A 12,069-nucleotide genomic window follows, 5' to 3' on the forward strand; every position below is an offset into this window, starting at 1 on the left:
ATATCGGTGTTTGAACGGCGTGGACTCGAGTTCGACTACCTTGTCCAGCCGCGTGCAGAGATGAAACCACGTCGATTATGACGCAGGTTGCTGCGCAAATTCCGGTTCCAGCGCCCGCGTCGAATCCACATCATGATATCCACCCTCAACCCACCGACACCTCGAACACCCGCCGATAATTGCCCCCAAGAATCTGCTCAATCTCCGACTGCGAGAACCCCGCAGCAAGCAATGCTGCCCCGAGCGCCGGCAACTGTTCATAGCTGCGGAAAACGGGAGGAGAGATGAAGCCGAGCATATCCGTTCCCAGTCCTACGTGTTCGACGCCGACCGCATCCGCCATGCGTCTGAAGCCGTGCGCCATCTCATCCAGATTGTGGAACGACCCCGAACTCGGCCAGACGCCGATAACGCCGCCCGTCTCCGCGATGATGCGTGCATGGTCGACCGTGATCAGCCGGCTGCGCGCACCTGGATGCCCTGCCAGCGCCGTATGGGAAAGCACCAGCGGCTTCGTCGTCACGGACGCCGCCCGTTTCACGAGATCGTAGGTGCCGTGGGCCACGTCCACGACGATTCCAAGCGCATTGCAGCGGCGAATGACGTCTGCACCAAAGTCAGTCAGTCCGCCATGAACAGGCGGTTCTGTCTGGATGTCGCCGAGTTCATTGACCCGATAATGCGTCAATTGAAGATGCCGAAGCTGATGGAGCGAATGTGCTTCGTCAACACGGTCCAGTTGGCCCTCCAGAAAATCGGCGCCCTCTGCCGCGACGATCGCGCGTGGTTTCTGTCGATCGGTCGACGCGAGCATGGCGGCACTCGTCACGATTTCCAACTGCTCGCGATCGACCAGTTCTTTCGCGCGGACAAACTCGGTCTGACCCAGCTGATACAGTTCCCCGGGTTGCGGCGTGCGCCACGCTTCAAAGCGCTTTCGGTCGGCTGACACACGCGTCACCACCGTATCCGTCACAATCGCGAGGCAGATCACATTCATGCCGCCTGCGCGCATCGGTGCGCTCACGGGCGTCAACGGCCTGGTTGCGCCGATAGCCGGATCACGCGAGACGATGACGTGGCCAGCATGGCTGTGCATGTCGATTGTCAATACGCCTGCGGATGCCTGCCACCGCGTTGGTTCGCTGTTAGCCGACTCGCTCTCCGCACGCGTATCGGTGTAGCCCGCAAAGCGACCAGGCATGCATGCCGCAAGCCCTAGTGCGGTCCCCGACGCAAGGAACGCTCGCCTGCTCACGCCAGTCGCGCCGAACAACCGCTCCGCCGATTCGAGCCGGTAGCGCCAGCCTGCGGGATCGTCGACCAGCCTTACCAGACGGCCTCGAATACGAACGGGGCCCGTGTCGAATGCAATCGCCTGATGTGACATCACTTCGATGCAACGGAAAGCATCGCGTGGCACGCACCCGCCGCAGCAGGGTTCTTGCGCGGCAAGCAGGAAATAATCGACAGCGCTTGCGGTCTGATCGAGTGGAATCATCCACCCGGTGATCTCCACCTGCGACCCTTCGAAAGCCATTGCAAAGTCAGTGCGGATCCCGGCCCATATCGATGATGATGTAAGGGACTCGTCGTCGGTTCGCATTGTCGTTGTTATCCGGTTGAAGGTCTGAAGGCAATATGGAGCAGCGTGGACCCCTCGCAAACATGCGGGAGTATGATCGGCGCCAGCGCCTGTTTATCCAGCGTGAAGACGACACATTAATACGCTTCGCCTCGGCAACGCATCACTCGATGCCATTCGATCAGATCAACGATAACAAGGAGATCATCGTGAGATTGATGGTCATGTTCACTATCGTCTTTGCGTTGGTCTCCGCGCCTGCTCACGCCGCCGACGTCGGGTTCGAAGAGATCAAGATTACGAACGGCGCGGAGCCGCCGCTAACGGCCGGAATCTGGTATCCAACCGATGCGCCGGCGACGCCGCACACCTTGGGCAATGTCACTCAGATGGTCGCGCCGGGCGCTCCTGTGACCGGCCATGATCTGCCGCTAGTGGTGATGTCTCATGGCGGCGGCGGATGGTACGACGGCCATTACGACACGGCCATCGCCCTGGCTCACGCGGGCTTCGTGGCGGCCGCGGTCAGTCACGCCGGCGACACGTTCGATGACCAGAGCCGCGTCCTGGAACTATGGCGCCGGCCCGCCCAGCTTCATCGTATGGTGGACTACATGCTCGATGAGTGGCGTTGGCACGGGCGGCTCGATGCGTCCCGTGTCGGCGCATTCGGCTTTTCCAACGGCGGATTTACCGTGCTCGTGGCAGCGGGCGGGACTCCGGACCTTTCGTCGATCGCTCCGCATTGTGAAGCCCATCCGGACGATGACCTGTGCGAGGCCCTGAAGCATATGGGCGTCGATCCTCGCATTGGCGCGGACGTTCCTGCCAGCGCGTGGGTCCACGATCCGCGCATCAAGGCCGCAGTCATCGCCGCGCCCGCATTCGGCTTCACATTCGGCCGCGCGGGGCTGGCCAACGTGCATGTCCCCGTTCAACTCTGGCGCGCAGCCGACGATCGTCATCAGCAGCATCCCTACTACGACGAAGCAGTACGCGCCGCCCTGCCCCACGCGCCTGACTATCACGTAGTCGCGGGCGCGGGCCACTACGACTTCCTTCCACCCTGCGATGTCCGCCTCGCCCACAAGCGGCCGGAACTGTGCAACAGCTTGCCGGGTTTCGACCGCGCGGCGTTCCATGAACAGTTCAACGCCGCTGTAGTGCAGTTTTTCCAGGCAACATTACGGTAGGCGATGTCTCGTATGTCTCTCAGATGCGACGCCGAATACAAACCTGACATCTATTTCGACCCACACAGACCGTAACGCGACGCGACGCCTGTCGTGTATCTGTATGTCGACCGTCTCGGAACGTGGCTGCGCTCGCGCATGCGAAAGCGGGAAATCAGGCGCCGTAAGGTTGCGCTGAAAATGATGTCAGGAAATCCTGCTTTCGCCGCACACCTGGCAATCGCCTGCGTTGGCAGCGCACATCGTCGAGATTCTCATGCGGTGCAGCAAGGCGTTAATGGATCGCGCAACTGATTGACACGACTCTCGTGATCCACTCGCTCCTGCTCCCGATCGAGAACATGCAGATGTCCTTCATGAATCTTTGTTCCGTAAAATGCGGGGCAACGTGCTCGTGGAGAGAATCTTGCAGACAGTTTTCAGCAATGCTGTACCCAGCAGCGAGACGCTACTCGCAATCGTGAGAGCGCAGACGGAGATCGCCAAACTCGGACTCGACCTGGGCGGTGTCATGAGCTTCGTCGCCGAGCGGGTCCAGCAATTGACGACGGCAGACGGCGCGGTCGTCGAGCTTGCGGAGGGCGATGAGATGGTCTACCGCGCGAGCTCGGGCATCGCTGCGAATCTGCTGGGCTTGCGTCTCAAGCGTAGCGGCAGCCTGTCGGGTCTGTGCGTCGAGTCGGGCGACATTCTGCGCTGCGAAGATTCGGAAACCGATCCTCGCGTCGATCGCGAGGCATGCCGGCGCGTGGGCCTGCGCTCGATGATCGTGACGCCGCTCAGGCATCTCGATACGACAGTAGGCGTACTGAAGGTCGTGGGCAAGGCCGCCGACGCATTCACCGACGACAACATTCGCGCTCTGGAGTTGATGTCGGAACTGATCGCCGCAGCCATGTTTCATGCTGCCAGATACGAAACAAGCGAGCTTTACTTGCTGGCCACGCGCGATGCGCTGACGGGGCTGCCTAACCGGGCGCTGTTTTACGACCGGCTGCGACAGGCCATTCATCTGGCGCAACGGTCGTCGGAAAGGCTCGGCATTCTCAATCTCGACCTCAACGACCTGAAGCCGATCAATGACCGCTATGGCCATCGCGCGGGAGACGCAGCACTCAAGGAAGCTGCCATACGCATGAACAGAGCAGCGCGACGCTCGGATACGGTGGCGCGTGTCGGCGGCGACGAGTTTGCCTTCATTCTGCCCGGCATCAGTTCGAAGGCAGACGCCGAAACACTCGGCATGCGCATCGTCGAGCAGATTCGTGAGCCGTTCGAGTTCGAAGGACGGGCGCTGGATCTCGACATCAGCGTCGGCGCGGCCGTGCTCCCCGATGACGGCGTCGAGATGACGACGCTCATCGATCGGGCTGATCAGGCCATGTACGCGGCCAAGCGGCGGCGAAAAGAGGAACGTATGTGACGTTTCCCCGATCGGCATCGAACACGAAGCCAATCAATGCGTCAGGTGAAGTCTGGCATCTTGAGAGCAGGTCCCGGCGTATGCGGGCGGTTCGACTGAAGCAACGTAAAAGCCACGAGGGCCACCATTCCCGTGTACGGAATCATGACTGACCACGGATACGCGATGAAGCGGAACGGCGGCGGCAGATATCTGACGAGCGGCGTGCTTGTCGCGACGTTCACGATCAACTGACCCGTCATCGACACCGAAAAGACCATCAGCGTGACGCCACAATTCCAGGCTCGCCGCCCCTGCTGAGAAAGTGCGAGACCAATGACGAGTGCGACCGCTGCGACGACAAGAAGATCCAACGGGCGCCCATTCGGCATTAGCATGGCGAGCCACCCTGTGCGGCTTACCGAAAACGACATCGCCAGATAGTGAAGCGAACACGAAACAGCGAGAGCGCCAATCCGGATGCAATCTCGCAGGGATCGTTCGCGCGGGGTACGGTGCTCTTCCAGGAAGTCGCGGCTCTGCCGACTGTACAGTATGGCAATCAACGCGCCCGAGAACGGTAGCGAAATCAGCGAAAAAAGCCGAAACGGCGTCAAGAGCCCAATGGCGTGATTCGCAATGAGCGTCCAGACGTACAGCGTTCGCCCCCATTTGCGTCGGTCAAACAAAGCGATACTGGCGACCAGGCTCGTAATGGTAGATGCAAGCCATACCGCTTCACACATCAATAGTTGCGACGGCATTGCCGCCTTGAACGTAGACCACGAGTGTGAATACAGAAAACCCAAATAAGAGAATAACTGCAGCGAGTGAAGGCTTTGCAGCATCATCGTGCAAACGACCACCCTGAAGGTCGTATATCGCTTCGGAAAACTCAAAGACATGGCGGATGTGAACTCTGTTTTATTTTTTTGAATCGGGACTCGGTCAAGCGCGATTCTGCCATAGCTGAGTTGTCACGGCCTTTACGCTTTATGCATGGAGCGTCCTTGAAGAGCACCCCTTTTTATACGCATGTTTGTCCTCGCCATGCTTTCAATAAGCTGACATAAAATCTGCATATCTCAGGGATTTCGCCAAGTATTCGTGAAGGGACTACTGTGCGACGCTATAGCCAGTGCCATTCCTCATGGAGACAGGCATGCAATCTGAGACGCAAAAGAAAGCGAAGGTCGCAGCTTTTCTTAATTGGTCGGCTCTGTCCGCACTGATGTCACCAGTTGCCTGCTTTTTATGGGCACTCCACGCCTACCCACCTGAATATGCATGTTGGCTTGCCATCGCGGCCGCCATCTATGTCTGGCCTGTAGCCGGAATCCTCTTTGTCGTCGGCGCGGCGTTCCACGTCCGCCCCAGTGAACGACGGAGAACGGCCGCCGAATTGCGCGAGGCGCACGGGCACTAGCCAGTCGAGAGTTGGCCGGTTCGAGAATAGCGAGGAAGAGCCTCGGCCTTCCTCATGCTCTTGAGGGCCAGCAGATCGGTCGACCCGCCGTGTGATCTCCGGGCATCACCTGCCCGGACTCGGTGCGTACCGCCGAGGATAGCCAACGCGTCGGCCAGACCGATCTTTCTCGCCGCAAAGTCAGCGACGAGTGCTCTGCATGCGCGTGCTCGTGCAGCTTTCGTTTCAGCGTCGAAGAGCGACGCGCTGAAGGTTCAGCCTCGAACCTCCAGCTGATTCGTATGCGTGTCCGCGCAGCCATCGGCGTGCTCAGTGCGATCGTGCGTCGTCTCATGGAGTTCAGTGCCGCTGGTCTCGGGCAGGAACACCGCTGCACAGAAAGCAACGCCGTAAGCACACAGGGCGCACGTGCCCATCGCGGTTCCGAGCGGCAAAGCCGCTGCGAGCAAGCCAACGGTTGCCGGAACGATCGAGCCAAAGCCGCGGCCGCCGCCCAGGCAGAAGCCTTGACCGCTTGCCCGGATATTGGTCGGAAATAGTTCGGCAAACGTAGGAAGCATGCCGGACGCCAAAGCCCCTTGGAACGCGCCGAGGAAGAAACTGAGTACCACGGTCACGCTGGGTCCGATCGGCGCGAGCAGATAGATGGCTACGTTGCCGGCCTGCAGAACGAGGAACGTCATGAACGCAGGTCGGCGGCCAAGACGGTCGGACAACAAGCCGTATAGCAGCGGCCCAACCAGCGAGCCAAGGATGTTGCACGCGAGATAGCCTGCACTCGAACCAACCGACAGGTGCAACGTGGTGCGCAGATAAGTCGGCAGCCAGGTGATCATCACATAGGCCCCGCCGAAGATTCCCGTCGCCATGATGACCGCCGCCACGGTACGACGCAGATGACCCCGCGCGAAGATTGCCCAAAACGGTGTTGCCGCTACGCCGCTGCGACTCGCGACCTTTGCCTCGGCGTAGACACCCGACTCGGGCACCAGCCGGCGAATGAAGAAGACCAGGCCGGCAGGCACCACACCGAGTGCGAAGAACACACGCCAGCCGATCTGCTCGGGAAACAATGAAGCGATGATCGGCAGCAACGCAACCGATATCGCATAGCCAAGCGCGTAGCCGCTCTGAACAGCGGCAGCAACCCGGCCGCGCAGCGCAGGCCGGATGACCTCGCTTATCAGGACCCCGCCGACGGCTGCCTCTCCACCGTATCCCAGGCCTTGCAGGAACCTGATGCCAAACAGCATCGGGAACGAGCTTGCGAAAGCTGCGGCGATGGTGGAAATGGCGACCCACAAGATGGTGAACTGCAAGATACGCACACGCCCGATCTTGTCGGCGAGAATGCCGGCCCCCCATCCGCCGATGGCCGTCCCTATCAGTGCAGCCGTGGCGAGGTAGCCCACCTGAGGATGCGTCAGGCCCAAGGTTGCGATAAGCGCCGGAATGACCAGCGAGAAAATCGTCGCATCCATCGAATCGAGGCCGAAGCCCGCAAAACAAGCCCAAAAAGTGCGCCGCTCGACAGGCGTGAGGCCAGAGTACCAACCCAAACGCATACTTCCCTCTTCATCTGATTGAATGTGATCTGGCCTCGAATGTGAGCAAGCCCTGGACCGTGTGCCGGAGACGATGGATATACGCCGCGTGGGGTAGCGGCCATCGTTCCTTGCATCGGCGCACGTTAAGCGGATCGAGGAACGATCGGAAGGGCCGGGTAAACCATATGAATACGCATCACTTCCGGTGACCCGGAAGCCGGCTCATATAAGTGACGGATTGCGATTCGCGAGGGAAGCCGCTCGCTTGCGGCGCGACGGGGGATTTCCGATGCTACGGCACAGCATGCTTCGGTAACGCTACCAAAGCCATGCGATAAACAAAACAGATAGCAATGCGTGCAGTTCGAAACAGGCTAGACACCTGCCGCAAAATTGCACGCGACCAGCGCGCGCACGAGTTCCCAGTTCTGCCAGTCGCAAAAGTCGAGTAACACGGTCCCGCACGGGCGCCGACTTGCGGCGAGTTTCGCGGCGAGACGCGCATGAATGCCGCGTACGTGCGCGTCGCCGCATGCCACGACCACGGGCGGCGCCGCCATGCCCGTGCCGCTGCAGAAGTTGATACGCCAGCGCTCCCGCATACCCGCGCTCGCGACATCGAGTTGCGCTTCGATTGCGCGCCATTTGAAGTCGATCGATGCCGCCACCGGCACGCGGAATTCGTCCTGAATGGAGAACCGCGCGGGTCCTTCGTCGAGTTCGAACGTGGCGTTGTCGGGCCAGGCCGTCAGGTCGATGCCGAGTGGCCGTGCGCTGGCGAAGCGCCTCAGCAGCACGATCGTGCCACGCGCGGCTCCCACCGTCGGAATCTCGTTGCCGAGGTGCCAGCGCACGCCCGCATACCGGGCGACGTACCACTCGAACGTCTGCGAAAAGGTCCGGCTGCATGCATCAGGCGCCCACTCGTCCTTCACCGACATGACGATGCACTCGCCAGGGTGATGGTCAAGAAAGCGGCTGCATGTCTCGAGCACTGCGTCGAACGCAAGGCCGAGCGCGATGCCGCCATGATGAATCGCGAACGTATCCCGTTCGTGGCGGCAGCGAATGTCGAGGACGCGCACACCGTTGTGCAACTGTTCGTCGAGTGACGCGCGCTGCGTACGTGCGAGGCGGTCGTCGACCGTGTAGGCGCAGGTGTCGTGGCTGCCCGGCAGCGTCAGCGTGGAAAGCAAAGCGTTGGAATCGAGCGTCGACATCCAGTCGGTCATCGGCGTCATCGCATCGGTCGTGAAGGCATGCATGAGTGAGTGAGATAGGAAGATGGAAATGCCGCGTTCGGAGTCATTTCACTCCACGCGATTAAACATCCGGTAAACAGCTCGCCCGGTTCGTCACGAAATTTGGCTGGTAGAGGCCGTATCATGTGCGCCAACGACTTCACCGGCCATAGCGAACGGCCCGTCACCCCGCACTTTCGTCCCTCACCGCATGACAGAGAAAGAGAAGAAGCATTGGGTCACCGCCGCCGACGTCGCGCGTCGCGCAGGCGTCTCGCGCTCCGCCGTCTCCCGCGCGTTTTCGCCCACGGCCAGCATCGCGCCGGAAACGCGCGAGCTCGTCATGGAAACGGCCCGCGCGCTCGGCTATCAGGTGAACATGATTGCGCGCGAGATGATCATGCAGCGCAGCACCACGGTGGGCGTCGTCACCGCTGGCTTCGAGAATCCCTTTCGCGCGAAGCTGCTCGCGCAGATCATCACCGCCCTGAGCCGTCATTCGCTCACGCCGCTCGTCGTCAACGCCGAAGACCCGCGACAGATCGGGCAGTCCCTCGAAATGCTGCTGAGCTATCGCATCGCGGGCGTCATCATGACGTCGGCGTCGCCGCCCGTCGGGCTCGCGCGCCAGTATCTGGATTCCCGTGTCCCCGTGATGCTGATCAACCGCGCGGAAGATCTGCCGGGCGCCGACCTGATCGTCAGCGACAACGCCGCGGGCGCCACGGCAGCCGTCCGCGCGCTCGCGGACTCCGGCGCGAAACGCCTCGTATTCGTCGGTCCCACGAAAACGAGCTATAGCGCACGTGCGCGCAACGAAGGCTTTACGCGAGCGGGGAAACGTCTCGGCAAGGGTAGCGCGCTGAACACGGCGACGCACGTCAGCACGTCGGACACGTATGAATGCGGCGTGGCCGCCGCGCACGCGCTGCTTGAAGGAAAGACGCGGCCCGATGGCGTGTTCTGCTCGTCGGACCTGCTCGCACTCGGTTTCATCGATACCGCGCGGCTGCACTACGGGCTGCACGTGCCCGGCGATCTTTCGGTGATCGGCTTCGACGACATTCCTGCGTCCGGCTATGAGAACTACCAGCTCACGACGATCCGCCAGGACGCGAAAGGGCTTGCCGACGCGGCGATCGACATGCTGCTGGATCGCATCGATGCGCCCTCGGCGGGTTCGCGCACACGCGTCGTGCCCGTCGAGTACGTGATGCGCAAGACCTGCGGCTAGTCGCGCGGCCATCAGTCGACGCGGCGGCCGGACTCGGCGTCGAAGAAGTGCATGCGCTCGGACGGCACGTGAATATCGAGTCCCTCGCCGGTCGCAGCACGCTGCCCGTGAGGCAGGCGCACGATCATCTGCTGGCCCGCCCATGTGCAAAACGCCAGGTTGTCGGCACCGAGCATTTCGCACAGTCCAACGGCAAGGCGTGTGGTGCGGGTCGCACGCATTCCATCGGCACCACCCGTGACCACGTGCTCCGGACGGATACCCAACAGATACGCACGACCCGGCATCAACGCGTGACGCTCCGATGCGCCAGTCAGATCGATCGCATCTTCGGTCTCACCATCGAGCACGAAGTTATCGCCATTCGCGCTCAGCCGTCCCTTGAGTAGATTCATCGCGGGCGCCCCCATGAAGCTCGCGACGAAAGCCGTCTGCGGCCGCTCGTAGATCTGCGCAGGCGTGCCGATCTGCTCGATGCGCCCCTGGTTCAGCACGACGATGCGCTGCGCCAGCGTCATCGCCTCGACCTGATCGTGCGTGACATAGAGCGTCGTCGTGCCGAGCCGCGCGTGCAGGCCACGCATTTCCACGCGCATCTGCGAACGCAGCCGTGCGTCGAGATTGGATAGCGGTTCGTCGAACAGAAAGAGTTTCGGCTCGCGTACGATCGCACGGCCCATCGCCACGCGCTGCCGTTGGCCACCGGAGAGTTCGCCGGGACGGCGCTCCAGCAGCGCTTCGAGCGCGAGCAATCGCGCGGTAGCCTGAACGCGTTCGCGCAGCGCCGCTTCGCCCATACCGCGCATTCTCATACCGAACGCGATATTGTTTGCGACGCTCATGTGCGGATACAGCGCATAGTTTTGAAACACCATCGCGATGTCGCGCGCCTGCGAAGGCACGTCGTTCACCACGCGCGAGCCGATCAAGATCTCGCCCGACGTCACAGACTCGAGCCCTGCTGTCATCCTCAGCAGCGTCGATTTCCCGCAGCCCGACGGGCCGACCAGCACGACGAACTCGCCATCGGCCACGTCGAGATCGATCTCGTGCAGCACACGATGCGCCGGCTTTCTGGTCTTGCCAACCGAACGAAATGCGAGTGTGGACACGTAAGCACTCTCCAGACTGGAAAAGAGAATCGCACCGGCGCCGCCCCGCCGCGCAACCGTCGGCGGCGCGAAGAGCGGAGCGGGCCGGGATGGGTTGTCGAGATCAGAAGCGATGCAGGATGCCCGCGCCGACCACCACCTGGCTGCCCGACGACGACGGCGTACTGTTGAAACCGTCGCCAACCGTTGCCGTAGCGTTGATGATCTGCACGCCGTTCGAGCCGAGCGTCTGGCCGTTCGCGCGCGTGAAGGCCTCACCCGTGTACACGCCCGTGCGCTTCGAGAGCGCGTAGTACTGCGTGAGCGAAATCTGGTGATACTGCGCGGCATGATGGATGCCGTTCGCTTCGGTGGCCCACGTGTAGCTGTAGCCGGCCGCGAGATCGAGCGCAGGGCCGGGCTTCCAGTGCAACGCGAGGCCGCCCGTGTTGAAGATCGCTTCCTGATGGAACGCCGACCCGATGCCCGGCACGTATTGCACGTTCGAATACGAGAACGAGACGTCCCACGCGGGCGTGAAGCGATAGCCACCCGTCACCGCGATTCGCTGCTGCGCCTGCGCCGTCTGATACCCGTTGTTGAGCGCCGAAAGACCGGGCTGACCACCCGAGTTCGTGGTCGAATCGGTGCCCCACGTGCCGCCGCCCGGCGTGGAGTTGTTGATACGCTGCACGCCCGCCGCGATCCCGAACGGACCGTTCAGGTACTGTGCCGCGACGCTCCAGGTGGAACCGCGATTGAAGTCGCCTGCTACGCCACCAAGCGCATACGACGCGCTGAATGTGAAGCCCGCGATCTTCGGCGACGTATACATGACCGCGTTGTTGACGCGGTACGTCGTGTCGAGCGAATCGATATCGCCAGGATGCGCGCCGAAGAAGCCCGTGAGATACGTAGTCGGGCTATACGGCGAGAGCATCAGATAGTAGGCCGTGTATTGTCGACCGAGTGTGAGGGTGCCGTAGTTCGCGTTCGCGAGGCCCGCGAAGGCCTGACGCGTGAAAAGACCGCCGGTGAACTGCGACTGTCCGTTTTCGCTGTTGAACCCCGCCTCCAGCTGGAAGATCGTCGATGTGCCGCCACCCAGATCCTCCGATCCCTTCAGGCCGAAGCGGCTGCCCGCCCATGCGCCGTTCGTCATCGTGACGGCCGAATGGCCGCCCGACGTCGAGCCTTTCGACGTGCTGCTGTTCTGCCACGCGATGCCGTTGTCCACCACGCCGTACAGCGTGACGCTGGTCTGCGCGTTGGACACGGATGCAACGGTCAGCCCCGCCAGTGCGACGCTCAATGTGTAGTGCTTTTTCATTCGAATTGGACTCCTAAAAT

Annotated in this window: 10 protein-coding genes; 4 read left to right on the plus strand and 6 right to left on the minus strand. The window is 61.6% G+C overall.

Features of this window, described 5'->3' with window-relative positions; genetic code table 11:
* Window positions 1–145 precede the first annotated feature (145 nt).
* Window positions 146–1,606, minus strand: coding sequence for a membrane dipeptidase (locus tag G3N95_RS12440; protein WP_205970282.1), 1,461 nt, complete (start codon window positions 1,604–1,606; stop codon window positions 146–148).
* A gap of 62 nt (window positions 1,607–1,668) precedes the next feature.
* Here G3N95_RS12440 and G3N95_RS12445 point away from each other — a divergent pair, with 62 nt between their 5' ends.
* Both G3N95_RS12445 and G3N95_RS12450 read left to right on the plus strand, forming a co-directional pair.
* Window positions 1,669–2,778: a dienelactone hydrolase gene (locus G3N95_RS12445; RefSeq protein ID WP_241018429.1), complete on the plus strand. Its 1,110-nt coding sequence runs from the start codon at window positions 1,669–1,671 to the stop codon at window positions 2,776–2,778.
* Window positions 2,779–3,184: 406 nt separating this feature from the next.
* Window positions 3,185–4,201, plus strand: a complete 1,017-nt coding sequence (locus G3N95_RS12450; RefSeq protein WP_241018430.1) for a sensor domain-containing diguanylate cyclase — start codon at window positions 3,185–3,187, stop codon at window positions 4,199–4,201.
* Window positions 4,202–4,242: 41 nt separating this feature from the next.
* Here G3N95_RS12450 and G3N95_RS12455 read toward each other — a convergent pair whose 3' ends face one another.
* A complete protein-coding gene (locus G3N95_RS12455; RefSeq protein WP_205970284.1) occupies window positions 4,243–5,085 on the minus strand; it encodes a hypothetical protein in 843 nt (280 codons plus the stop codon).
* Window positions 5,086–5,342: 257 nt separating this feature from the next.
* Between G3N95_RS12455 and G3N95_RS12460 the strand changes: the two genes are divergently transcribed.
* A complete protein-coding gene (locus G3N95_RS12460; RefSeq protein ID WP_083775954.1) occupies window positions 5,343–5,606 on the plus strand; it encodes a hypothetical protein in 264 nt (87 codons plus the stop codon).
* 254 nt (window positions 5,607–5,860) lie between these two features.
* On the opposite strand, the gene G3N95_RS12465 is transcribed toward G3N95_RS12460, so the two are convergent.
* The gene (locus G3N95_RS12465) at window positions 5,861–7,171 is read right to left on the minus strand and encodes an MFS transporter (RefSeq protein WP_205970285.1); all 1,311 of its coding nucleotides are present in this window, start codon (window positions 7,169–7,171) and stop codon (window positions 5,861–5,863) included.
* Between the two features lie 356 nt (window positions 7,172–7,527).
* Entirely contained in the window at window positions 7,528–8,394 is an 867-nt protein-coding gene (locus G3N95_RS12470; protein WP_241018432.1) for a phosphatidylinositol-specific phospholipase C, read from the minus strand.
* Between the two features lie 211 nt (window positions 8,395–8,605).
* Here G3N95_RS12470 and G3N95_RS12475 point away from each other — a divergent pair, with 211 nt between their 5' ends.
* On the plus strand, window positions 8,606–9,628 hold the full coding sequence (locus G3N95_RS12475) for a LacI family DNA-binding transcriptional regulator (RefSeq protein WP_205970287.1): 1,023 nt from the start codon (window positions 8,606–8,608) through the stop codon (window positions 9,626–9,628).
* 11 nt (window positions 9,629–9,639) lie between these two features.
* On the opposite strand, the gene ugpC is transcribed toward G3N95_RS12475, so the two are convergent.
* Window positions 9,640–10,740, minus strand: coding sequence for a sn-glycerol-3-phosphate ABC transporter ATP-binding protein UgpC (ugpC, locus tag G3N95_RS12480; RefSeq protein WP_205970288.1), 1,101 nt, complete (start codon window positions 10,738–10,740; stop codon window positions 9,640–9,642).
* 103 nt (window positions 10,741–10,843) lie between these two features.
* Window positions 10,844–12,049, minus strand: coding sequence for a porin (locus tag G3N95_RS12485; RefSeq protein ID WP_205970289.1), 1,206 nt, complete (start codon window positions 12,047–12,049; stop codon window positions 10,844–10,846).
* Between the last annotated feature and the right edge of the window lie 20 nt (window positions 12,050–12,069).

The sequence above is a fragment of the Paraburkholderia sp. Tr-20389 genome (assembly GCF_017104565.1).
Taxonomy (GTDB): Bacteria; Pseudomonadota; Gammaproteobacteria; order Burkholderiales; family Burkholderiaceae; genus Paraburkholderia.

Coding starts and splice junctions, on each gene's coding strand:
- G3N95_RS12455 (WP_205970284.1), bottom strand. CDS start 5,085: ATGTCTTTGAGTTTTCCGAAGCGATATACGACCTTCAGGGTGGTCGTT.
- G3N95_RS12440 (WP_205970282.1), bottom strand. CDS start 1,606: ATGCGAACCGACGACGAGTCCCTTACATCATCATCGATATGGGCCGGG.
- G3N95_RS12465 (WP_205970285.1), bottom strand. CDS start 7,171: ATGCGTTTGGGTTGGTACTCTGGCCTCACGCCTGTCGAGCGGCGCACT.
- G3N95_RS12460 (WP_083775954.1), top strand. CDS start 5,343: ATGCAATCTGAGACGCAAAAGAAAGCGAAGGTCGCAGCTTTTCTTAAT.
- G3N95_RS12475 (WP_205970287.1), top strand. CDS start 8,606: ATGACAGAGAAAGAGAAGAAGCATTGGGTCACCGCCGCCGACGTCGCG.
- G3N95_RS12445 (WP_241018429.1), top strand. CDS start 1,669: ATGCGGGAGTATGATCGGCGCCAGCGCCTGTTTATCCAGCGTGAAGAC.
- G3N95_RS12470 (WP_241018432.1), bottom strand. CDS start 8,394: ATGACGCCGATGACCGACTGGATGTCGACGCTCGATTCCAACGCTTTG.
- G3N95_RS12485 (WP_205970289.1), bottom strand. CDS start 12,049: ATGAAAAAGCACTACACATTGAGCGTCGCACTGGCGGGGCTGACCGTT.